Genomic DNA, 23,076 nt, shown 5'->3' on the forward strand with positions numbered 1-23,076 from the left:
CGTTTTCCACGCTACCGGAGGGGGCCGACACTTTGAGCACTCGCAGGGTGGTTGCCTGGCCGGGTTTCCACAACACGCGGGATCTGGGTGGGCTGCCGACGACGTCCGGACGGACGACCCGGTTCGGGGCCTTCTTCCGGGCGGCGGACCTGCGGTTCGTCACCGGCGAGGGCTGGGCGCAGGCGCGGGCCGCGGGGGTCCGCACCGTCGTCGACCTCCGGAACGCGGACGAGATCCGGCCCGCGACGGACGCCCGGACCGCGCTCGCGGGTTCGGCGCAGTTCACCCCGGACACCGCGGGGCCGGTCACCCCGGCCGGGATCGCGCGGCTCGAAGTCCCGCTCGACGACGTCGACGACCTCGCGCTCTGGCAGCACATCAACAGTGCCGGGCTCAACGGCTCCCCGCTCTACTACCCGGTTTTCCTCCGGGAGAAGGCCGGCCGCTGCGCCGCGGTCGTCAAGGCGATGGCCCACGCCGATCCCGGCGGGGTGCTGTTCCACTGCGGCATGGGGCGCGACCGGACGGGCCTGGTCACGCTGCTGCTGCTCGCACTGGCCGACGTCGAACCGCGGGCGATCGCCGCCGACTACGCCCTGTCGGCCGAAGCCACTGCGGCGCTGGTCGCCGCGATGGGTGCCGCTGACCAGGGGCCGTTCATCCGGGCAGCCCTGGCGAAGCACGGGACCACGCTCGAAGGGGCCGTGCTGGCGACTCTCGATGGTTTCGACGTCGAGCGGTACCTGCTCGGTGCCGGTGTCACCGGGAGTGAACTCCGCGCCGTCCGTACCCGGCTGGCCGGGTAGCGCTTTCGGCCGGCGGTCCCGCTGAGCGGAAACCGAGTTCGCTGAGAGGTCTGGACCAGCTGCGTACTGCTGTGCCTTAATCCAAGGCGTGAATTTTGGTCTCTCGACGAGGAGGACCCGGATGCGCCTCGGACGCAGGCTGGGCATCGGCGCGCTGGCCGTGGGCCTGCTGCTCACCTCGGAAACGCCCGCGCTCGCCGGAAACGGCCCCGCCTACAAGGATTCCTGGCGCCCGGTCAAGGTCCGGGTGGCCGATCTGCTCTCGCGGATGTCCCTCGACGACAAGCTCGGCCAGATGATGCAGGCCGAACGGCTCGGCGTCAAAAGCCCGGCCGACGTCACCACCGGGCGGCTCGGGTCGCTGCTCTCCGGGGGCAGTTCGCAGCCGACGCCGAACACGCCCATCACCTGGGCCGACATGTACGACGGCTTCCAGAAGGCCGCGCTCGCCACACCGCTGGGCATTCCGCTCATCTACGGCGTCGACGCCGTCCACGGCCACAACGGCCTCTACGGCGCCACCGTTTTCCCGCACAACATCGGCCTCGGGGCGACGCGCGATCCGCGGCTGGTCGAGAAGATCGGGCGCGCCACCGCCGAAGAGGTGTCCGGCACCGGGATCGACTGGGACTTCGCGCCCTGCCTGTGCGTCGCGCGCAACGACCGGTGGGGCCGGACCTACGAATCCTTCGGCGAGGTTCCGCAGCTCGCCACCGAAATGACGTCGATCATCACCGGGCTGCAGGGGAACCGGCTGGACCGGCCCGGCTCGGTCCTCGCCACCGCCAAGCACTACGTCGGCGACGGCGGCACCACCGGCGGGGTCAACGAAGGCAACACTGAGCTCAGCGAGCAGGAGCTGCGCGCGATCCACCTGCCGCCGTTCAAGGCCGCGATCCGGCGCGGGGTCGGCTCGGTGATGATCTCCTACAGCAGCTGGAACGGCGTCAAGATGCACGCCGGCTCGTACCTGGTCAACGACGTCCTCAAGAAGGAACTCGGCTTCACCGGGATCGTCGTCTCCGACTACAACGGCGTCGACAAGATCGACGGCAAGTCCGGGTTCACGCCCGAAGAGGTCGAGGCCTCGATCAACGCCGGCATCGACATGGTCATGGTGCCCTTCGAGTGGCAGAAGTTCATCGACACGCTGCGGTCGCTGGTCGAACAGGGCCGCGTGCCGATGGCGCGGATCGACGACGCCAACCGGCGCATCCTCACCAAGAAGTTCGAGCTCGGCCTGTTCGAGCACCCGCTGACCGACCGGCGGTTCCTGGCCACCATCGGCAGCAGGCCGCACCGGGAGCTCGCGCGCCAGGCCGTGCGGGAATCGCAGGTGCTGCTGAAGAACGAGCACCACGTCCTGCCGCTTTCCCAGCGCAGCAAGATCTTCGTGGCCGGCAAGAGCGCCGACGACCTCGGCAACCAGTCCGGCGGCTGGACGGTCGGCTGGCAGGGCACCAGCGGGCCCGTCATCCCGGGCACCACCATCGTCCAGGGCATGCGGCAGAAGTCGCCGGACGTCACCTTCGCCAAGGACGGCACGGGGATCGACGGCAGCTACGACGTCGCCGTCGCGGTCGTGGGGGAGACGCCGTACGCCGAAGGCAAGGGCGACCGGCCGCAGGGGATGGGCCTGGACGCGACCGACCTCGCCACGCTGCAGAAGCTGAAGGACTCCGGCGTGCCGACGGTGGTCGTGCTGGTGTCCGGGCGGCCGCTCGACATCGCCGCGCAGCTGCCGGACTGGGCCGGGCTCGTCCAATCCTGGCTGCCCGGCAGCGAAGGCCAGGGCGTCGCCGACGTCCTCTTCGGCGACTACAACCCGACCGGCAAGCTGCCGGTGACCTGGATGCGCAGCGCCGACCAGCAGCCGATCAACGCCGGCGACGGCAAGCCCGCGCTGTTCCCGTTCGGCTTCGGCCTGCACTACTCGCGCCACTGGTGATCCCCGTCCCCCACCGGAAGGAACACGCATGCCCCGCCGTCCCCTGCTCAGAATTCTCGCCTTCTTCGCCGCTTGCCTAGGACTTTCGCTCGGTGCTCCGGCGGTGCACGCCGCGACGCCGTTCAAGGTGCTGGCCTTCTACAGCGGCAGCTACGACGCCGCGCACATCAGCTTCGAGAAGGAAGCCAACGTCTGGTTCCCGCAGCAGGCGGCGGCCAACGGATTCACCTACACCGCGACGACCGACTGGAACCGGCTCACGAGCCTCACCAAGTCCACCGCCGACGTCGTGCTGTTCCTCGACGACCAGCCGCAGTCGGCCGCCCAGTTCCAGGGCTTCCAGAATTACATGCAGAACGGCGGCGGGTTCTTCGGCTTCCACGTCACCGCCTACAACGACAGCTCTACGCCGTCGTACGCGAACTGGTTCCACAACGAATTCCTCGGCACCGGCCGGTTCACGTCGAACACCTGGGGCCCGACGCCGGAGACGTTGAAGATCGAGAACCGCACGCACCCGTCGACGGCGAACCTGCCGGCGACGATCCGGTCGTCGACGTCGGAGTGGTACGCCTGGCAGAACGACCTGCGGCAGAACGGCAACATCACCATCCTGGCGTCGATGGACCAGTCCACGTTCCCGATCGGCACCGACCCGAACCAGACCTGGTACAGCGGCTACTACCCGATCGCGTGGACGAACAAGAACTACAAGATGCTGTACGCCAACTTCGGCCACAACGCGATGAACTACGAGACGAACACGGCGCTGTCGTCGACGTTCGAGAGCGCCGACCAGAACCGGTTCGTGCTGGACGGCCTGAAGTGGCTCGGCGGCGGCTCGACCGGCCCGACCGACCCGGGCACGATCGACCCGGCGGCCTGGTACGCGGTGACGAACAAGGCGTCGGGCAAGTGCATCGACGCCCGCGCGGCCGGCAGTGCGAACGGCACGGTGATCCAGCAGTACACGTGCAACGGAACGACGGCCCAGCAGTACCAGTTCGCCCCGACGAGCGGCGGTTTCGACCGGATCACCAACCGGACGAACGCCGCCCAGGTCATCGACGTGACGGACGTGTCGACGGCGGACAACGCGGGGCTGCAGCTGTGGTCCTACAGCGGCGGCGCCAACCAGCAGTGGCAGCCGGTGTCCGAGGGGAGCGGGTACTACCACTTCGTCGCCCGCCACAGCGGCAAGTGCCTGACCGTGCCGGGATCGTCCACCGCGGACAGCGTCCAGCTGGTCCAGGCGGCCTGCAGCGGCAGCGCCGCTCAGTCGTTCAAGGTCGCCTAGCGGGTCGTGCGTGGCAAGGCGGGTTCTCACCCGCCTTGCCACGCACGACCGTCAGTCGCGCTCGATGAGGTGGCCGACCACGTCCGGGCCCGGGTGGGCGTGGCCTGAGCCGTCGCGGCGGACGTCGATCTCCGGGAGCTCCACCGGGTCTCCGTTGCGGGCCGCTCCGGCCGGGCGGGGGCCGATCCAGGCCACGCGCAACGCCGTCTCGCCCTTGAGGAAACGCTGGGCCCGGACGCCTCCGGTCGCGCGGCCCTTCGCCGGGTACTCGCTGAACGGGGTCACCTTCACGCTCTGGCCCGTTGCCGTGATCACCAGTGGTTCGCCGTGCTCGTCGTCGTCCGTGCGGACCGCTCCGAAGAACACCACCGAGCCCGAGCCGACGTTCATGCCCGCCATGCCGCCGCCCTTCAGGCCCTGCGGGCGGACCAGGGACGCCGCGTACTTCAGCAGCGACGCCTCCGACGACACGAACGCCAGCGTCTCCGAACCGTCCGTCAGCCAGGTCGCGCCGACGACTTCGTCGCCGTCCTTCAGTGAGATCACTTCGAACTCGTCCGAGCGGACCGGCCACTCCGGTGCGCAGATCTTCACGACGCCGGCCTTCGTGCCCAGGGCCAGGCCCGGGGAGCCCGCCGCCTGTTCGCCCAGCGGCGCGATGCCGATCACCGTCTCGCCCTTTTCCAGGGGGACCAGCTCGCGAGCCGCCATGCCGCCGCGCAGCGAGACCGTGCCTGCCTGCTCGGGCAGCACCGGCAGCGGCAGGACATCCGTCTTGAACGCGCGGCCGCGGCTGGTCACCAGGAGGATCTGCCCGCGCGCGGTCGTGTGGACCAGCGCCGCCACCGCGTCGTGCTTCACGCGGCCGTTGCGGCGACGCGTCTCCGTCGCTTCTTCGGACTCGGCCGCGGTGCGGGCCACCAGGCCGGTCGCCGACAGGATCACCTGGCACGGGTCGTCCGCGACCTCCAGGGGGCCTGACGGCTTCGACGCGGCCAGGACCTCCTTCAGGTCACCGTCGATCAGGGCGGTGCGGCGCTCGGTCGGGAAGTCCTTCGCGATCTTCGCCAGCTCCGCCGAGACGAGCTTCTTCAGCACCGACTCGTCGTCCAGGATCTTGGTCAGCTCCGCGATTTCCTCGCGCAGCCGCTCCTGCTCCGACTCCAGCTCGAGGCGGTCGTACTTGGTCAGCCGGCGCAGCGGCGTGTCGAGGATGTACGTCGCCTGGATCTCCGAGAGCTTGAAGCGCGTCATCAGGCCGTCTTTGGCCGCCTGCGCGTTCTCGCTTTCGCGGATGAGCCGGATCACCTTGTCGATGTTCAGCAGCGCGATCAGCAGGCCGTCGACCAGGTGCAGCCGCTCTTCGCGCTTGCGGCGGCGGTACTTCGTGCGCCGCGTGACGACGTCGTAGCGGTGCCGCAGGAAGACTTCCAGGAGTTCCTTCAGGCCCAGGGTCTGCGGCTGGCCGTCGACGAGCACCAGGTTGTTGATGCCGAACGACTGCTCCAGCGGCGTGAGCCGGTACAGGTCGGCCAGGAGCGCCTGCGGGTTGACGCCGACCTTGCACTCGATGACCAGCCGCGTGCCGTTCTCGCGGTCGGTGAGGTCCTTGACGTCGGCGATGCCGGTGAGCCGCTTGGACTTGTTGACCTCGTCGGTGATCTTCTCGATCACCTTCTCCGGCCCGACGCCGTAGGGCAGCTCGGTGACGGTGATCGCCTGCCGCCCGCGGCTGCCTTCCAGGGGGCCGGTCTCGACGTTCGCGCGCATCCGGACCACGCCGCGGCCGGTCTCGTACGCGCGGCGGACCTCGTCGAGGCCCAGCAGCTTGCCGCCGGTCGGCAGGTCGGGGCCGGGCACGAACTCCATCAGCTTGTCGAGCGTCGCCGACGGGTGCGTGATCAGCCACCGCGCCGCGGCGATGACCTCGCCGAGGTTGTGCGGGATCATGTTGGTCGCCATCCCGACCGCGATCCCGGACGTGCCGTTGACCAGCAGGTTCGGGAACGCCGCGGGCAGCACGGACGGCTCTTCGAGCGAACCGTCGTAGTTCGGGCGGAAGTCGACGGTGTCTTCGCCGAGCTCGCCGACCAGCTGCATCGCCTCGGGCGACATGCGGGCTTCGGTGTACCGGCTGGCGGCCGGGCCGTCGTCGGGGGAGCCGAAGTTGCCGTGGCCGTCGATCAGGGGTGCGTTGAGGGAAAAGTCCTGGGCCAAGCGGACCATCGCGTCGTAGATCGCGGTGTCGCCGTGGGGGTGGTACTTGCCCATGCAGTTGTGGACGGCGAACCCCTCGACCACGAACTCGTGTGCTTCGCTGCCGACCTGGATGTCGTAGGTGACGTCCGGCTCGACGGGCTCGACCGACACCACTTCGAGGAACGAGAACCCCTTCAGCGCGTCCAGCCGGTCGGCCAGCGGAGAACCGATGCGGCGCAGCTTGTCGATCCAGCCGTCCTGGTGCGCCCGCGCGAGCGGGAACGAGCGATCGGCCAGTGCGGTGCCGTGCCGGTCCTTGCCGTAGCGGACCTTGGCCCCGCTCACCGCGGACAGCGAAGCGCGGAAGGCGGTTCCTTCGGTGTCGCGGAACCAGCCGCCGCCGAGGTGGGCCGCGGAGAACTCGGCCATGACCACCTTGTTGGGCAGCCGGTCGTTGCCCTGCTTGCCGCCGTAGCCGTAGGTGATCTCCGTGAGCTTTTCCAGATCGCTCTTCTTGTAGCCGATCGTGATCCACGGCGCCAGGATGCCGGCCAGTGCCGCGGCGTCGGATCCGCTGACCGAGAGACCGAGCAAGGTCTTGTGGCCGCCGGTCTCCGGATTGGTCCAGTGGTGACCGTGGATCCCGAGGTCCGCGAGCATCGCGTAGACCTGCCGGACCAGCGTCTCGCTCGTGCTGACGTAGACGATCTCGCGGTTGCTCTTGCGGATGTGGCCGTCGCCGTCGAAGAGTCCCGCGAGGAACGGCGCCCAGCTCGACCGGTCCGCGAGAACCTCCGCCGGGACGACCTTCGCGTCGCTGAGCGGGCCACCGGCCGCAAGGAGGCCTTCGTGCCGGGCGAAAGTGAGAATGTGCTGGTCGCGCCAACTCGGCTTCGCCGCGGTGCGTGTCCCCCGCGACACGCCCAGGCCGTGAGCCGTTGCCCAGGCGTACACCGCGTCGAGCGGCTCCACGTCGCACATGTGGATCCGGACCCGGCCGTCCGCGTCGCGGTTGCGGTCGACCGCGAACCCTTCGGCCGTGATCAAGCCGAGGAGGTAGGCGTAGCGATCTCCGCCCGTCGAACGGTTTTCGCGGCGTGCGCTCCCGTAGGCAACGGTCTGTCGCCCGGCGAGGTCGCGGGCGTCCGTCCACGTCAGACTCGAGTCTTCCGCCACCGTCCGGAACCGCTGGCCCGGCGTCACGAGCATCGTGTGCCCGTTCGACCACGTGACCCGCACGAGTGCGGACACCGGGTTCTCGTAGACCTCGGTGACCGGCACGGCGGCACCACGGCGGTCGAGCACCTGGTCGCCGAGTTCGATCTCTTCGATCGGCCGCAGTCCGCCCGGGGTGGAGACCAGTGCGCCGCGGACGAAGCAGTCGCCGACCACGCGGGACGACTTCACATACGCGTGTGTGGGCCGGTACCCCTGCTCGTGCATGGAAAACAGGATCCGGCGGTGCACCGGCTTCAGCCCGTCACGCGCGTCCGGGAGGGCGCGTGAGTGGATGACCGAGTACGCGTACTCCAGGTAGGAGTCTTCGATCTCGGTCTTGAGCGAGTTGTCGAAGACGTGCGCACCGGGGGAGTCGAACGCGCTGGGATCGACCTTGGTGGTGGTGCCCTTGCGGCGTGCCACGGCAGAACTCCTTGGTAGCTGAGAAAACTTAAGCGTCGATGGCTTCGCGGTCGATCCGGTCCGAAGAGGCGACCAGCCAGTTCCGCCGGGGCTCGACCTTCTCGCCCATCAGCAGTTCCAGCGCGCCCTCGGCGGCTTCGACGTCGTCCATGGTGATGCGGCGGACCGAGCGGGTGGCCGGGTTCATCGTGGTCTCCCACAGCTCGTCGGCGTCCATCTCGCCGAGACCCTTGAACCGGGGCACCGGGGTGACGATGTTCTTGCCGGCCTTCTCCAGCTCGGCGAACTTCGCCTCCATCTCCTGCTGCGTGTACGTGAAGTGCGTCTCCGGGTTGCGGCCCTTCGTGACGAGCTTGTGCAGCGGCGGCATCGCCGCGTACAGCCGGCCGTCCTCGATCACCGGGCGCATGTACTTCGCGAACAGCGTGATCAGCAGGGTGCGGATGTGCGAGCCGTCGACGTCCGCGTCGGCCATCAGGATCACCCGGCCGTAGCGCATGGTCGTCAGGTCGAACGTGCGCCCGGTGCCCGCGCCGAGCACCTGGACGATCGACGCGATCTCGGCGTTCTTCAGCGTGTCGCCCAGCGACGCCTTCTGGACGTTCAGGATCTTGCCCCGCAGCGGCAGCAGCGCCTGGTACTCCGACACGCGCGCCATCCGCGCCGACCCCAGCGCGCTGTCACCCTCGACCAGGAACAGTTCGCTGCGGGAGACGCCGGTGGTGCGGCAGTCGACCAGCTTCGGCGGCATCGCCGCGCCCTCGAGGGCGGTCTTGCGCCGGGCGGCGTCCTTCTGCTGCTTCTGGGTGAGCCGGACGCGGGAGGCGTCGACCACCTTCTGCAGCACGACCTTGGCCTCGGACTTCGTCTTGCGATCCTCGGTCCAGGCTTTGACGTGCTTGTCGACGATGCCCTGCAGCACGCGGGTGATGCCGGCGGTGGACAGCTCGTCCTTGGTCTGCGACGTGAACTGCGGCTCCGGCAGCCGGACGTGGATCACGGCCGTCATGCCCTCGAGGACGTCCTCGATCGTCGGCATGTCCTCCTTGGGCTTGAGCAGCCCGCGGGTCTTGGAGATCGCCTCCTGCAACGCCTTCGCCATCGCGCGGTCGAAGCCGCGGCGGTGGGTGCCGCCGTGGACGTTGCGGATCGTGTTGGTGAAGCACTCGACCGTGCGCTCGTAGCCGGTGCCCCAGCGCAGCGCCACCTCGACCTCGGCGTGGCGCTCCACATTGGACTGCATGACGCCGGCGGCGTCGGCCGCGTTCTCCTTGTACGTGCCTTCGCCGGTGATCAGCAGTGTGCCGCAGACCGGCTTCTCACCCGACGGCGTGAGGAAGTCGACCATGTCGGCCAGGCCGTTCGGGAAGTGGAACGTCTCTTCGTTGATCGTGTCTTCGATCGCGGTGCGCAGCACGTACGTGACGCCCGGGACGAGGAACGCCGTGTTGCGCAGCTTCGACCGGACGCCTTCGACGTCGAGCGCCGCGCCGGACTCGAAGTAGCGCGCGTCGTACCAGTAGCGGATGGACGTGCCGCTGCGCTCGCCGCGCTTCATCTTGCCGACGACGTTCAGCCCGGACCGGCGGGTGAACTTCGCCTTCGGGCCCGGCCCGTCGAACGTGCCCGGGACGCCGTGCTTGAACGACATCTGGTGGACCTTGCCGTCCTGCTTCACCGTGACGTCGAAGCGGTGCGACAGCGCGTTGACCGCCGAAGCGCCGACGCCGTGCAGGCCGCCGGAGGTCTTGTAGCCGGAGCCGCCGAACTTGCCGCCGGCGTGCAGCCGCGTCAGCACCAGCTCGACGCCGGACAGACCGGACTTGGCGTGGGTGCCGGTGGGGATGCCGCGGCCGTCGTCGTCCACCTGGACGCTGCCGTCGGCGTGCAGCGTGACGACGATCTTCGTCGCGTGGCCGGCGACACCCTCGTCCGTCGAGTTGTCCACCACCTCGGAGAAGAGGTGGTTGATGCCCCGGCTGTCGGTGGAGCCGATGTACATCCCGGGTCGTTTGCGGACGGCTTCGAGACCCTCGAGATGCGTCAGGTCGTCGGCCCCGTACAAGGTCTCGGCAGTCACAGGGTCGTTCTCCCGGATCGTGGCTCGCGAAAGTGCTGGTGGTGGTGCGGACTCGCCTGCACCGTAGTGCAGGATATCCGCCACCCCCGACAACTTTCGCGCGCTCCCGCTCCCGGAGTGGCGTGCGCCGCCCCCTAACGGGGGTCGTAGCCCAGGTCGGGCCACAGGCCCAGCAGGGCTTCGATCTTCCGCGGGACCTGGAAACTGTTCCGGAAGTTCGGCTTCTCGCCGATCGCGGCGAGGGCTTTGCGGAGGTCGCCGAACGCCGGCTTGGCGGCCGACTGCCGGGTCAGCACGTAGCAGTACGTCCGGCGGGGGTAGGCGAACTCGTCGACGTGCGCCTGCAGGACGAGCCCGGGGGCCTCGATCCGCGACCCGACGAGGGGACGGCCCTGCTTCTGGCTGTAGACGGGGATCACGTGCACGCCCGCGCGCAGCGTGCGCGGCGGGTCCTGGCCCTGGCCGTCGTCGGCCCAGAACAGCTCGACGCGGAACGGCGATTCGCCGTCTTCGCCGGGGTGGGTGTACTCGCGGGACAGCTCTTCCAGGCGGTACTCCGCCTCGGCGGACGGTTCGCCGCCTTCGACCAGGCTGACCAGGTAGAGCTCGGCCGGGCGCGGCCAGGACGGGCGCGGCACGTCGGTGGTTTCGGCGGTTTCGGCGGCTTCCGGCTCGGCCGCAACCGGTTCCGCGATAGCGGGCTCGGTGGCGGCGGCCGTGGTTTCGGGCGAGCCGGCCTCGGCGGCCGGGAAACCCGCCTCCGGCTGCGCCGGGCGGGCGGGCTCGGCGGGCGACGGCGCCGGAGACCCGGTGGCCGGGGCGCCCGGCGTGGGGGAAGCGGCGGCGGGGGCATCGGACACTGCCGGGCGCACCGGCGACGCGGGCGGCGTGGCCGGGCGGACCGGCGACGGCGCGGGCGCCGCGGGGCGGACCGGCGAGGGCGGTGGCGTCGCGGCCGCGGGGCGGACCGGGGTCACCGGGCGGCTGGTCACCACCGGCCGGGCGGGGGCTGCCGCGGTCCGGGTCGCCGCCGCGGGGCGGGCCGTGACCGGCTTGCCCGCGCCGTACTGCTCCAGCAGCGGCTCCAGGTCACCCGCGGTCAGCGAGGGGCCCGCGAGGTCGCACCACTCGAGCCAGGCCTCCTGGGCCTCCTCGACGGTGTGCCGCTCGTGCGAGAGCGTGACGGCCTCGAACAGCTGCCGCGGGCCGGCGGCGGTGACGTCGGCCGAGCCGACCACCACGAACGACGGGTCGTCCTCCGCGATCACCAGCTTCGCGTTCAGGCCCCGCAGCGAGTGCACGATCACGCCCGCCTTGACCCAGTGCAGCAGCGCGTGCGGGCTCGTCGCGCCGGACAGCACGGTGTCCAGGCTCGCGTCCGTGATCAGCGTGTCACCGGGTTGCAAGGGCAGCAGGGCCGCCGCGCCGGGCCCGACGTGACCGAAGGCGGCCACCAGGTTCCGGCGCGGGGCGAGCAAGGGGGTGATCGAGGCCCAGATGTCGCGACCGGCGAGTAGTCGTACCGAACGTTCTGCCAAACCCAGCCGAGCGAGCTCCGCGTCCATGCCCCCGACCTTAGCCGGTGCCCCTCGGACGCCTGACGGCCGGAATATCTCTTGCTTGGAAGTAGTTGAACGCGCATGTAAGATGGTGCTCGCGAAGGGAGCAGGTCATGCAGTTCGGAATCTTCACGGTGGGCGACGTCACGACCGATCCCACGAACGGAACCACGCCGACGGAGCACGAGCGGATCAAGGCGATGGTCCGCATCGCGCTCAAGGCCGAAGAGGTCGGCCTCGACGTCTTCGCGACCGGCGAGCACCACAACCCGCCGTTCATCCCGTCGTCGCCCACGACGATGCTGGGCCACATCGCGGCGCAGACGTCCAAGCTGATCCTCTCGACGTCGACGACGCTCATCACCACGAACGACCCGGTGAAGATCGCCGAGGACTTCGCGATGCTCCAGCACCTCGCCGACGGCCGCGTCGACCTGATGATGGGCCGCGGCAACACCGGCCCGGTCTACCCGTGGTTCGGCCAGGACATCCGCCAGGGCATCCCGCTCGCGATCGAGAACTACGCGCTGCTGCGCAAGCTGTGGCGCGAAGACGTCGTCGACTGGTCCGGCAAGTTCCGAACCCCGCTGCAGGGCTTCACGTCCACCCCGCGGCCCCTGGACGGCGTCCCGCCGTTCGTGTGGCACGGTTCGATCCGCAGCCCGGAGATCGCCGAGCAGGCCGCGTACTACGGCGACGGCTTCTTCGCCAACCACATCTTCTGGCCGAAGGAACACTTCCAGCAGCTGATCTCCTTCTACCGCCAGCGGTTCGAGCACTACGGCCACGGCTCGGCGGACCAGGCGATCGTCGGCCTGGGCGGCCAGGCGTTCATCCGGCCCAAGTCCCAGGACGCGTGGAACGAGTTCCGGCCGTACTTCGACAACGCGCCGGTGTACGGGCACGGGCCGTCCCTGGAGGAGTTCACCGATCAGACGCCGCTGACCGTGGGCAGCCCGCAGGAGGTCATCGACAAGACGCTGACCTTCCGCGAGCACTTCGGCGACTACCAGCGCCAGCTGTTCCTGATGGACCACGCCGGCCTGCCGCTGAAGACCGTCCTGGAACAGCTCGACCTGCTCGGCGAGCACGTGGTCCCGGTGCTGCGCAAGGAACTCGACGCCCTGCGCCCGGCGCACGTGCCGGACGCGCCGACGCACGAATCCCTGAAGGCGGCGGCTTCGGCCGCGGTGGAGGCGACGGTATGAAGCTCGCAGTGGTGACCGCGGGCCTGTCGGTGCCTTCGTCGACCCGCCTGCTCGCCGACCGCCTGGCCGCGGCGACCGTCGCCGCGGCCGGGGAACCGGTCTCGGTGTCCGTGGTGGAGCTGCGGGACATCGCCTTGGACGTCACGAAGAACCTGCTGACCGGCTTCCCGAGCCCCCAGCTGCGCACCGCGATCGAGACGGTGACCGGCGCGGACGCGGTGATCGCGGTGACCCCGGTGTTCACGGCCGGCTACAGCGGGCTGTTCAAGTCGTTCTTCGACGTGCTCGACACGGATTCGCTGGTCGGCAAGCCGGTGCTGCTCGCGGCCACCGGCGGCACGGAACGGCATTCGCTGGTGCTGGACTACCAGCTGCGGCCGTTGTTCGGGTACCTGAAGGCGGATCCGGTGGCCACCGGCGTGTACGCGGCATCGTCGGACTGGGGCAGCGGCGAGGCTTCGGGGGCGTTGCAGCGGCGGATCGAGAAGGCGGGGGCGGAACTGGCTTCGTCGGCCTCGGGGCGGGTCGCCGCCTCGAGCGAGCCGGATTTCGTTCCGTTCGAGCAGTTGCTGGCGGCCGAGTAAGGCGGTCACGGGTGGTGGACCCGGTACCGGAGATGGGTGACCCCTTGTCCGGCAACGACTTCCACCTGCTCCAGCTCGGACTTCCCGAGGTCGGGGCGCCCGAAGTACCGCACCCCTTCGCCGAGCAGCACCGGCACCAGGTCGATCCGCAGCTCGTCGAGCAGCCCGAGCTCCAGGCACTGCTGCGCGATCGACGGCCCGGAAACGCCGACCGTTCCGTCGCCCGCCGACCGGGCCTGCTCGACCGCGGTCGCGACGTCCGGGCAGAACGTGAAGGGCGCCAGGTGGTCGGCGGGCCAGTCCGCCGGGGGCGGGCGGTGGGTCACGACGAACGCCGTGCCACCGCCCGGCGGCCGGCCGCCCCAGCCGTGCGTGTACTCGAACACGCGGCGGCCGCACACGAACGCGCTGTGGCGCACCGAATCCAGGAACGTGCCCAGGTACTCCGCGCTCGCCGCCGCGACCCGGAACGTCATCGGGTAGCCGATCATCGGCAGCTCGACGTCCCCGGCCCGGTACCAGTCGAAGAGCGGCCCGACGCTGTCGTCGGGCCGGGCCACGAATCCGTCGAGCGACATGCAGAAACTCGCCACCACTCCGGGCATCGCCCGCACCTCCTGGTCAACCATTTGGTTTATCAACCGATGGATTGAGTAAATCACGGGAAGGTGCCGAAAGTAAGGGGTCGTCCCGGTCGTCCGGCAGCGGCGGCCGCCACCCCGCGCTGCCTACCTTCACCCCATGATCAGGCTTCTCCTCGCGCTGGCGGCCCTCCTGACGGCCACGGCGACCCCGGCCGCGGCGGCCCCGCGCCCGGACATCGACAGCTACGTCCGCGCCTACCTGGACCACACCGGCCTCCCCGGCGCGGCCGTCGCGATCACCCACGGCGACGAAGTGGTCCGGACCGCCGGCTACGGCCACGACGCCGCGGGCGCGCCGCTGACCGCGGAGACCCGGCTGCCGATCGCGTCGGTGAGCAAGTCCATGACGGCCATCACCGTCCTGCAGCTCGCCGAAGCCGGCCGGCTGCGGCTGGACGAGCCCGTGACGCGGTACCTGCCCGACTTCCGGCTCGCCGATCCGCGCGGCGCGAAGATCACCGTCCGGATGCTGCTGGACCAGACGTCCGGGATGGCCGACTCCGCCTTCCCCGACCTGACCCTGCCGCAGCCGCACACCCTCGCCGAGGCCGTGGCCCGGCTGAAGGACGCGGAACTCGCCGGCGAGCCGGGCACCACGTTCCACTACCACAACCCGAACTACGAGGTCGCCGCGCGGATCGTCGAGGTCGTGGCCGGGCAACCGTTCGCGGACCACCTCGCCGGGCACCTCTTCCGGCCGCTGGGGATGACCGGCAGCACCGCCGTGGACGCGCCGCCGTCCGGGACCGAGGGGTACGTCCGGGCGTTCGGGATCGAGGTGCCGGCGTCCGAACCGGACTGGTTCACCGGCGGCAGTCACGGCGTGCTCAGCACCGCGGCGGACCTGGCGAAGTGGCTGCGGGCGCAGCAGGACGGCGGCGGGGTGCTGACCCCGGAATCGGTCCGGACCGCCCACACGCCCGCGCCCGGACGCGACTACGCGCTGGGCTGGCGCGTCCGGGACGGGCGGACGTCGCACACCGGCGAGTTGTTCACCCACACCGCGGCGCAGGTGCTGCTGCCCGGCGGGTACGGCATCGCCGTGCTCGCGAACACCGGGCTGGCCCTGGACAACGACGCGGAGCTGCTGGCCCAGGGCCTCGCGAGCCTGCTGGAAGGCGGCACGCCGGAGCCGGCCCTGCCCGCCGGGGTGGTCGCGGACCGGGTGCTCGGCGCCCTGGCGCTGCTCGTGGTGGGCCTCGCCGTCCTGGGCGTCCGCCGGGCCGGGCGGAAGCCCCGGTGGTGGCGGGTCGCGCCGCCGCTGCTGCCGCTCGTCCCGCTGGTGTTCCTGCCGCAGCTGCTCGGGTGGGTATTCGCCGGACGGCGGGGTACCTACGCCCAGGTGCTCTACGTCTGGCCGGGGCTCGTGGCCGCGCTCGGCGTGGCCGCGCTGGCGGGGCTGACGGTGGCCGCGGCCAGGGCCCGGGTCCTGGCGAGTGGCACGCGGCGCCGCGACCAGGAACAATCGGGGAAGACGAGGGGAGACGCCCAGTGGGCATCGGCAAGCAGGCGAAGCGGATCCTGATCACCGTGGCGGGTGCGGTCCTGCTGGTGGTCGGCGTGGTGCTGCTCGTCCTCCCCGGCCCCGGGCTGCTGCTCGTGCTCGCCGGGCTCCTGGTGCTGGCCTCGGAGTTCCCGGCGCTGGAGAAGTACGTCGACCCGGTGCGCGACCGCGCGATGAAGGCGGCCGAGGACAGCGTGTCGTCGCCGCTGCGGATCGCCGGATCGGTGCTGGCCGGGCTGGCGCTGCTGGCGGCGGGGATCGTCTGGGGCACGGTGAAGTCGCTGCCGTTCAGCGGCTGGAGCACCGGGTCGAGCCTGATCCTGTCCTCGATCATCCTGTTCGCGCTGCTGGGCTGGAGCTACCACCGGGTCAAGTCGCGGCGCGAGACCGGGGCGAAGGCGTCGACCGACCGGTAGCCGCGGCGCCATGGTCGCCCGGCAAGGGTGAAGGACGGCCCGGGGACCGCGGTCCCCGGGCCGTCCGGTTGGTTTCCTACTTCCCGCTCGAGTACAACGCGCTCACGTCCGAATCGGACAGGGCCCGGTCGTAGACGTGGACCTGGTCGACCGCCCCGTTGAGGAAGTCGACCGGGCCGCCGCCGTACTTGCCGCGGCCGATCACCGTGTGGCCCGTCGACGCTTCGCCGAGGCAGACGCTCTTCGTCGCCGCCAACTGACCGTCCACGTACAGCTTGAGCGTGCCCGCGGCCGCGTCGCGGACGCCGACCACGTGGTACCAGCGGTTCGCTTCCGGAGCCGTGGGCGCCAGGGCCCGCGTGCCCACGAAGCTCATCGCGAGCCGGTGGTCCGCACCCGAGTACTGCAGGAAGAACGCGCTGTTGCTGTCGCCGTCCTGGCTCACGATCGTCTGGAAGCCGTCGCCGACCGCGTTGAAGCGGACCCACGCCGCCGCGCTGTAACTGCCTTCGGTGTTCACCAGGGCCGCGCCGGTGTCGGCGAACTGGCCGGAACCGTTGGTGGCCAGCGCCGACCCGCTCTTGCCGGCCGTCCAGGACGCGCCGCCGACCAGCGTGGCGTCGTGGCTGCCGACGACGTCCTCGGCCACCGTGCCCACGTTCTCGTCGAAGGGGTAGGCGGCGATGCCGTCGATCCCGGGCGTTCCGGCGGGAACGGACGGACCGGACACCGGGGCGCCGGTGGCCCCCTTGATCACCGCGAGGTTCGCCGCGCGGACCGCCGCGAAGTCCATCTTCTTCACCTGCCGGTCGTAGGTGAAGAAGCCGTTGACCTCCTTCTCGACGTCGGTGGTCTGCGTGTAGACACCCGCGGACACCCCGCACCGCTGGGCGACCAGCAGCAGGCGCTGCTGGAGTTCGCCGTAGCGCCGGGTCAGCGTCGCGCTGTCGGGTTCCATTTCGTAGGCGAAGCTGCCCGCCGGGTCGAACTCGTGCCCGGCGACCTTGAGGCCGAGGCCGCCGTACTCGCCGTCGACCGCCGCGCGGGTGCCGCTCTGCGCCGGGGTGCCCGGGCCGGTGTAGGTGTGGTCGTCGTAGACGTCACCCTTGCCGCTGTCCGGTTCGGACCGGCAGCAGTTGACGCCGGATTCGGCGTTCACCAGCCGCGTCGGGTCCCAGGACTTGACCAGGTCGGCGATGCGGCCGACTTCGTAGTCGCCCCAGCCCTCGTTGAACGGCACCCAGCTGACGATCGACGGGAAGCTGCGGTGCTGGTCGATCATCCGCTTCAGCTCGGACTCGAAGTTGACGCGCGAAGCCGCGGACGGCTCGACGTCGTCCTTCATCGCCGGCATGTCCTGCCAGACCAGGAGACCGAGCTTGTCGGCGTAGTAGTACCAGCGGTCCGGCTCGACCTTGATGTGCTTGCGCACCATGTTGAAGCCGAGCGCCTTCTCCTGCTCCAGGTCGAACTTCAGCGCGGCGTCGGTCGGCGCGGTGTAGATGCCGTCCGGCCAGAAGCCCTGGTCGAGCGGGCCGACCTGCATGACGAACTTGCCGTTGAGCAGCATCCGCTGCTTGCCGTCGGCGGTCTTGCCGAGCCCGACCGTGCGCAGCCCGAAGTACGAGCCGACCTCGTCGCCCGACGGGACGAGCTTCACCCGCAGGTCGTACAGGAACGGGTCGTCGGGCGACCACAGGTGCGGCCGGTCCACCTTGAGCTTCAACGGCTTGTTCGCGTCGCCGGACACGCGCCCGACCGGGCGGCCGTGGTCGTAGGCCGTCGCTTCGACGCGCTGCTTCACCGGCCCGCCGACGACCGCGGTCACCGTCACGGAACCGAGGTCCGGCGTCACGTCCAGGCGGTCGATGCGCGCGGACGCGACCGGTTCCATCCAGACGGTCTGCCAGATGCCCGACGACGGCGTGTAGAAGATGCCGTCACCGGGTTGGCGCTGCTTGCCGATCGGCTGCCCGCCCTGGTCGTTCGGGTCGGCGACGCCGACGATCAGCTCCTGGTCGCGGGCGGTGGTCAGGGCGTCGGTGACGTCGACCGAGAAGGCGTCGTAGCCACCGGTGTGCCGGGAGACGGTCTTGCCGTTGACGATCACCGTCGTGTCGTAGTCGACGGCCTGGAAGTGCAGCAGGATGCGCTGGCCCCGCCAGTCGCGCGGCAGCTGGAACGTCCGCCGGTACCACATGTTCGTCTCGTGGCGCATGATCCCCGACAGCGCCGACTCGACCGGGTACGGCACCAGGATCCGCTCGCCCAGCGTCCTGCCCACCGGCGCGGCCTCCCCGGGCTTGGCCGAGGAGAATTCCCAGACGCCGTTGAGGTTCTGCCACTTCGCGCGGGTCAGCTGCGGTCTCGGGTAGTCCGGCAGGGCGTTGGTGGGGGAGACGTCGTTCGTCCACGGCGTCGACAGCGGCGGCGCGAGCCGCTGCCACTGCGGTGGCGCCGCGGCGTTCGCGGTGGGCACCGCGAGTCCGGTGAGCGCCAGGGCCAGCACGGCGGCCAGGCGGGCGGGGCGGAGCATCGTCGAACCTCCTGGTAGGGGACAGGGGTCAGCGGGTACGGGAGCGCGCGAGCAGGCGCTGGATCACCACGACGACGAGCAGGAAGGCCCCGCTCACCACGGTCTGGTAGTTGGAGTCGAGGGTGCCGATCTGGTTGATGACGTTCTGGATGAGCGTGCGCAGCAGCACGCCGACGAGCGTGCCGATGATCGTCCCGGCGCCGCCGGTGAGCAGCGTGCCGCCGATGACCACGACGGAGATCGCGTCGAGTTCGGTGCCGACACCGATCACCGTGACGCCGGATTGCAGGTAGGCGGCGGTGAGGATGCCCGCGACGCCGGCGAGCGCGCCGCTGAGCGTGTAGAGGCCGATCTTGGTGCGGGCCACCGGAAGTCCCATCAGCATCGCCGACTGCTCGGCGCCGCCGATGGCGAACACGGACTGGCCGAAGCGCGTGCGGCGCAACAGGAGCCCGCCGAGGGCGAACAGGACGAGCGTCAGGTACACCGGGACGCCGATGCCGAAGATCGTGCCCTGGCCGAGCCAGAGGAACGCCGAACCGGCGTCCACTTTGTACGTCGTCGCCCCTTCGGACGTCAGCGCCAGCAGCAGTCCCCTGGCGAACAGCAGCGACGCGAGCGTGACGATGAACGGCGCCATCCCGGTGCGCGCGATGAGCACGCCGTTGACGAACCCGATCAGCGAACACACCGCCAGGGGCAGCAGGATCGCCACGACCAGCCCGTACTGGGCGCCGTACGCGGCCAGGACGCCGCCGAGCGCGTAGTTCGACCCGACCGAGAGGTCGATGCCCCCGGAAATGATGACGAAGGTCATCCCGAGCGCGATCACCGCCAGGAAGGAGCTCTGGAGCGCCAGGTCCCGCAGGTTGTCCGCGGACCCGAAGCGGGGGAAGGCGAACCACGCCGCGGCCATGCCCAGCACGAGCACGACGGCCGCGCCCTGGCGTTGCAGGACTCCGGCGAAGGCGGCGTTGCGTTCCGTGGTCTGCGTTGCGGTCATCGGCTGCTCCGCTCGCGAGCGACGTAGACCGCGACGACGATGATGGCCGCTTGGACCATCTGCGCGGTCGAGTCCGGCAGGTTGTGCTTGATCAGGGTGGCGTGGACGAGCTGCATGAGCAGCGCACCGAACACGGTGCCGAGCACGCGGACCCGGCCGCCGGTCAGCGGCGTACCGCCGACGACGACCGCGGTGATCGCGGACAGTTCCATGAGCAGCCCGAGGTCGTTGGGGTCGCTGGCGCCCAGTCTCGACGTCGCCAGCACGCCGGCCACCGCGGCCAGCGCCCCGGAGATGACGTAGACGCCGACGAGCACGCGTTTCACCGGCAGCCCGGCCAGGGTGCTCGCCGCGCGGTTGCCGCCGACGGCGACCAGGTGCCGCCCGAACGTCGTGCGCTGGACGACCAGCCCGGCCAGCACGGCGAGGACACCCGCGACGACGACCATGATCGGGACGCCGAGGACGTCACCGGTGCCGAGTTCGAGGAAGTCCCGGTTGTGCAGCTGGACGAGCTGGCCGTGCGCGATGACCAGCGCGAGCCCGCGGCCGCCGACCAGCAGGGCGAGGGTCGCGATGATCGGCTGGATGCCCAGGTAGGCCACCAGGTACCCGCTGAACAGGCCGGAGACGATCCCGGCGATGACGGCCACGATGATCGCCGTCAGTGGCCCCGCGCCCAGGTAGAGCGGGATGAGCGCGGCGGCGATCGACATCACCGAGCCGACCGAGAGGTCGATGCCCTCGGTGCCGATCACCAGCGCCATGCCGAGCGCGACGATGCAGACCGGCGCCGCCTGCACCAGCTGGGTGCGGAAGTTGGCCGCCGACAGGAAGTTCTCGGTGAACACCACGTTGAACAGCAGCAGCACGACGACGGCCAGGTAGACGCCGTAGTTCTGCAGCCACGCGGTGACCTTCGCGCGCTCAAGGGTGGCCGTGGACATCGTTGTCACCCCCGGTGGTTTCCGCCGCGATGGCCGTCAGGACGTTCTCTTCGGTGATGCGGTCGCCGGTCAGTTCGCCGGCCACCGAGCCGTCGCGCAGGACGACCACGCGGTCGGAGCCGTCGATCAGTTCCTCCAGTTCGGACGAGATGAGCAGGACGCCGAGCCCTTCCTGCGCGAGTTCGTCGATCAGCGCCTGGACCTCGGCCTTCGCGCCGACGTCGATGCCGCGGGTCGGCTCGTCGAGCAGCAGGATCTTCGGGCCGGTGGCGAGCCAGCGGGCCAGCAGCACCTTCTGCTGGTTGCCACCGGACAGCTCCGACACCCTCTGCTCGGGACTGGCCGCCTTGATCCGCAGCCGCTCCATGAAGACCTGCACGATCCGGTCCTGCTTGGCCTTGCTGACCAGGCCGAACGGCGAGAGGGCCGGCAGTGCGGCGAGCACGATGTTCTCGCGGACGGACAGGTTCGGGATGATCCCGTCGGTCTTGCGGTCCTCGGCCAGCAGCGCGATCCCGGCCCGCATCGCTTGGGCGATCCGGCCTTTCTTGAGCGGTTTCCCGGCGAGCAGCACGCTGCCGCCGTCGAGGGGGAAGGCGCCGACGATGGCCCGGGCCGTCTCGCTGCGGCCCGAGCCGAGCAGCCCGGCCAGGCCGACGACCTCGCCGGGCCGGATGCTGACCGAGACGTCGTGCAGCTTCCGCATGCCGCTGAGGTTTTCGGCCTTGAGCAGCGGCTCGCGCTCGACGTCGTGCTCCTCGCCGAACGCCGTGACGCCCTCTTCGCGGATCTGCCGGATCTCGCGGCCGAGCATCAGCGACACGAGCTCGATGCGCGGCAGCGGCTTCAGCGGTCCACTGTGGACGACGCGGCCGTCGCGCAGCACGGTGACGCTGTCGCAGACCCGGTACAGCTCGTCCATCCGGTGGCTGACGTAGACGATCGCGATGCCGTGGGCGTGCAGCCGGTTCAGCACCTCGAACAGCGTCTCGACCTCGCGCGGTTCCAGCGAGGACGTCGGCTCGTCCATGATGACGACCTTGGCGTCGGTCGACACCGCGCGGGCGAGGGCGACCATCTGCTGGGCGCCGACCCCGAGGGTGTGCAGCGGCCGTTTGACGTCGTCGGTGATGCCGTAGCCCTTGAGCAGCTCGCGGGCGTCGGCGTACATCTTCGACCAGTCGACCAGGCCGGCCTTCGTGCGCGGCTCGCGGCCGAGGAAGACGTTGCCGGCGATGCTCATCAGCGGGACGAGGTTGACCTCCTGGTAGATCGTGGAGATCCCGGCGCGCTGGGCGTCGATCGGCCGCTTGAACGTCACCGGCTCGCCGAGGTGCCGCACTTCTCCCTCGTCGGGCTGGTAGACGCCGGTGAGCACCTTGATCAGCGTGGACTTGCCGGCGCCGTTCTCGCCGACCAGCGCGTGCACTTCGCCCGGGGCCAGCGCGAAGCTGACGTCGTCGAGCGCGAGGGTGCCGGGGAACCGCTTGGTCACCCCGGTCACCTCGAGCACCGGTGCGGTCCGCACTTCGGTGGTGGCCGTCATTTGTAGGAGTTCCCGACCTTCTGCGCCGCGTTCGTCTCGTCGTACTGGTCGTCGGTGATGACGATGCTGGGCGGGATGGCCTCGCCGTCGGCGAACTTCTGCAGCGTCTGGAAGGCCAGCGGGCCGAAGCGCGGGTTGGACTCGATCACCGCGTTGTAGCTGCCGTCGACGATGAGCTGCACGGCGTTGCGGGTGCCGTCGATGGAGACGATCTTGACGTCCTTGCCGGGCGCCTTGCCCGCCGTCTTCAGCGCGTTGACCGCGCCGACGCCCATCTCGTCGTTCTCGGCGTAGACCGCGGTGATGTCCGGGTGGCTCTGGATGAGCTGCTCCATCACGGCCTGGCCCTTGGAGCGGTCGAACTCGCCGGTCTGCTCGGCGACCACGGACAGCCCCGGCGTCTTCGCGAGCTCGTCCTTGAAGCCCTTGGTGCGGTCGGTGGTGACGTTGTTGCCGGACGAGCCGAGCAGGATCGCGACCTTGCCGGTGCCGCCGGTGACCCGCGCGGTCTCCTGGGCGGCGCGCTTGCCCTGCTCGACGAAGTTCGAGCCGATGAAGGTCAGGTAGTCGGTGCACGGCTGGGACGTCACCTTGCGGTCGATGGTGACGACCGGGACCTTCTTGGCCTTCGCCGCGTCGAGGGCGGGCTGCAGGCCGTCGGAGTTCAACGGCGCGACGATCAGCAGCTGGGCACCGCGGTCGAGCATCGACTTGATGTCGCTGATCTGGCGGTTCAGGTCGCTCTGGGCGTTGGTGACCAGCAGGTTGCCGATACCCAGCTTCGCGGCTTCGTCGCGGATGGACTGCGTCTCGGTGATCCGGAAGGGGTTGGCCTCCTTTTCGGACTGGGAGAAACCCACCACCGCGGTCTTCAGGTCGACCTTGGGGTAACCGGTTTTCTGGAGCGTGCAGCCGTCGGCGGACGGCGCGGCGGACTGGGCGCTGGCGGCCGGTCCGCCGCCGCTGGAGGGCGCCGCGGGGCTTTCTTCCCGGGCGGTGCAGGAGGTGAGGGTCAGCGCGGCGGCGGCCGCGGTGACCAGGACCAGTCGGGGACGGGAGGGCAAGAGCACGTCGACTCCTCGGGCAGCGTCGTTGGTGACCCGCTCGCCGGGGTGATCGGGGTCACCACGGGAGCCTTGGGGTACTTTTTACATCGTT

At 70.2% G+C, this 23,076-nt stretch carries 16 protein-coding genes; 7 read left to right on the forward strand and 9 right to left on the reverse strand.

Going from position 1 to position 23,076, the window contains the following annotated elements:
* The first annotated feature begins 32 nt into the window (after nucleotides 1–32).
* The 3 genes from H5965_RS37700 to H5965_RS37710 all read left to right on the forward strand — a co-directional run bounded on the left by H5965_RS37700 (nucleotide 33) and on the right by H5965_RS37710 (nucleotide 4,051).
* Complete coding sequence (locus H5965_RS37700; protein ID WP_310975823.1) at nucleotides 33–806, forward strand: tyrosine-protein phosphatase; 774 nt, start codon at nucleotides 33–35, stop codon at nucleotides 804–806.
* A gap of 121 nt (nucleotides 807–927) precedes the next feature.
* Nucleotides 928–2,754, forward strand: coding sequence for a glycoside hydrolase family 3 N-terminal domain-containing protein (locus H5965_RS37705; protein WP_310975824.1), 1,827 nt, complete (start codon nucleotides 928–930; stop codon nucleotides 2,752–2,754).
* Between the two features lie 28 nt (nucleotides 2,755–2,782).
* A complete protein-coding gene (locus H5965_RS37710) occupies nucleotides 2,783–4,051 on the forward strand; it encodes an RICIN domain-containing protein (protein WP_310975825.1) in 1,269 nt (422 codons plus the stop codon).
* Between the two features lie 51 nt (nucleotides 4,052–4,102).
* Here H5965_RS37710 and H5965_RS37715 read toward each other — a convergent pair whose 3' ends face one another.
* The 3 genes from H5965_RS37715 to H5965_RS37725 all read right to left on the reverse strand — a co-directional run bounded on the left by H5965_RS37715 (nucleotide 4,103) and on the right by H5965_RS37725 (nucleotide 11,536).
* Nucleotides 4,103–7,891 carry a DNA topoisomerase (ATP-hydrolyzing) gene (locus H5965_RS37715; RefSeq protein ID WP_310975826.1) on the reverse strand — a complete coding sequence of 1,263 codons (3,789 nt, stop codon included), beginning with the start codon at nucleotides 7,889–7,891 and terminating at the stop codon, nucleotides 4,103–4,105.
* Nucleotides 7,892–7,919: 28 nt separating this feature from the next.
* Nucleotides 7,920–9,971, reverse strand: coding sequence for a DNA topoisomerase IV subunit B (locus H5965_RS37720; protein WP_310975827.1), 2,052 nt, complete (start codon nucleotides 9,969–9,971; stop codon nucleotides 7,920–7,922).
* A gap of 134 nt (nucleotides 9,972–10,105) precedes the next feature.
* The gene (locus H5965_RS37725) at nucleotides 10,106–11,536 is read right to left on the reverse strand and encodes a hypothetical protein (RefSeq protein ID WP_310975828.1); all 1,431 of its coding nucleotides are present in this window, start codon (nucleotides 11,534–11,536) and stop codon (nucleotides 10,106–10,108) included.
* 107 nt (nucleotides 11,537–11,643) lie between these two features.
* Between H5965_RS37725 and H5965_RS37730 the strand changes: the two genes are divergently transcribed.
* Entirely contained in the window at nucleotides 11,644–12,738 is a 1,095-nt protein-coding gene (locus H5965_RS37730; RefSeq protein ID WP_310975829.1) for an LLM class flavin-dependent oxidoreductase, read from the forward strand.
* Entirely contained in the window at nucleotides 12,735–13,322 is a 588-nt protein-coding gene (locus tag H5965_RS37735) for an FMN reductase (protein ID WP_310975830.1), read from the forward strand. The genes H5965_RS37730 and H5965_RS37735 overlap by 4 nt, the downstream gene beginning before the upstream one ends.
* Before the next feature lie 5 nt (nucleotides 13,323–13,327).
* Here H5965_RS37735 and H5965_RS37740 read toward each other — a convergent pair whose 3' ends face one another.
* Nucleotides 13,328–13,927 carry a dihydrofolate reductase family protein gene (locus H5965_RS37740; protein WP_310975831.1) on the reverse strand — a complete coding sequence of 200 codons (600 nt, stop codon included), beginning with the start codon at nucleotides 13,925–13,927 and terminating at the stop codon, nucleotides 13,328–13,330.
* A gap of 136 nt (nucleotides 13,928–14,063) precedes the next feature.
* Between H5965_RS37740 and H5965_RS37745 the strand changes: the two genes are divergently transcribed.
* Nucleotides 14,064–15,491 (forward strand): serine hydrolase domain-containing protein, encoded by a 1,428-nt coding sequence (locus H5965_RS37745; RefSeq protein WP_310975832.1) that lies wholly within the window; start codon nucleotides 14,064–14,066, stop codon nucleotides 15,489–15,491.
* Nucleotides 15,458–15,886 (forward strand): PGPGW domain-containing protein, encoded by a 429-nt coding sequence (locus tag H5965_RS37750; protein WP_310975833.1) that lies wholly within the window; start codon nucleotides 15,458–15,460, stop codon nucleotides 15,884–15,886. Before H5965_RS37745 ends, H5965_RS37750 begins: the two co-directional genes overlap by 34 nt.
* Before the next feature lie 76 nt (nucleotides 15,887–15,962).
* On the opposite strand, the gene H5965_RS37755 is transcribed toward H5965_RS37750, so the two are convergent.
* Genes H5965_RS37755 through H5965_RS37775 form a run of 5 tightly spaced genes read right to left on the reverse strand, consistent with a single transcriptional unit; the run spans nucleotide 15,963 to nucleotide 22,988 of the window.
* Complete coding sequence (locus H5965_RS37755; protein ID WP_310975834.1) at nucleotides 15,963–18,422, reverse strand: LamG-like jellyroll fold domain-containing protein; 2,460 nt, start codon at nucleotides 18,420–18,422, stop codon at nucleotides 15,963–15,965.
* 28 nt (nucleotides 18,423–18,450) lie between these two features.
* Nucleotides 18,451–19,425 carry an ABC transporter permease gene (locus H5965_RS37760; RefSeq protein WP_310975835.1) on the reverse strand — a complete coding sequence of 325 codons (975 nt, stop codon included), beginning with the start codon at nucleotides 19,423–19,425 and terminating at the stop codon, nucleotides 18,451–18,453.
* Nucleotides 19,422–20,372 (reverse strand): ABC transporter permease, encoded by a 951-nt coding sequence (locus H5965_RS37765; RefSeq protein ID WP_310975836.1) that lies wholly within the window; start codon nucleotides 20,370–20,372, stop codon nucleotides 19,422–19,424. The genes H5965_RS37760 and H5965_RS37765 overlap by 4 nt, the downstream gene beginning before the upstream one ends.
* Nucleotides 20,353–21,918: a sugar ABC transporter ATP-binding protein gene (locus H5965_RS37770; RefSeq protein ID WP_310975837.1), complete on the reverse strand. Its 1,566-nt coding sequence runs from the start codon at nucleotides 21,916–21,918 to the stop codon at nucleotides 20,353–20,355. The genes H5965_RS37765 and H5965_RS37770 overlap by 20 nt, the downstream gene beginning before the upstream one ends.
* Nucleotides 21,915–22,988: an ABC transporter substrate-binding protein gene (locus tag H5965_RS37775; protein ID WP_310975838.1), complete on the reverse strand. Its 1,074-nt coding sequence runs from the start codon at nucleotides 22,986–22,988 to the stop codon at nucleotides 21,915–21,917. The genes H5965_RS37770 and H5965_RS37775 overlap by 4 nt, the downstream gene beginning before the upstream one ends.
* Nucleotides 22,989–23,076: the final 88 nt, after the last annotated feature.

This window comes from Amycolatopsis sp. 505, assembly GCF_031625235.1.
GTDB lineage: Bacteria > Actinomycetota > Actinomycetes > Mycobacteriales > Pseudonocardiaceae > Amycolatopsis.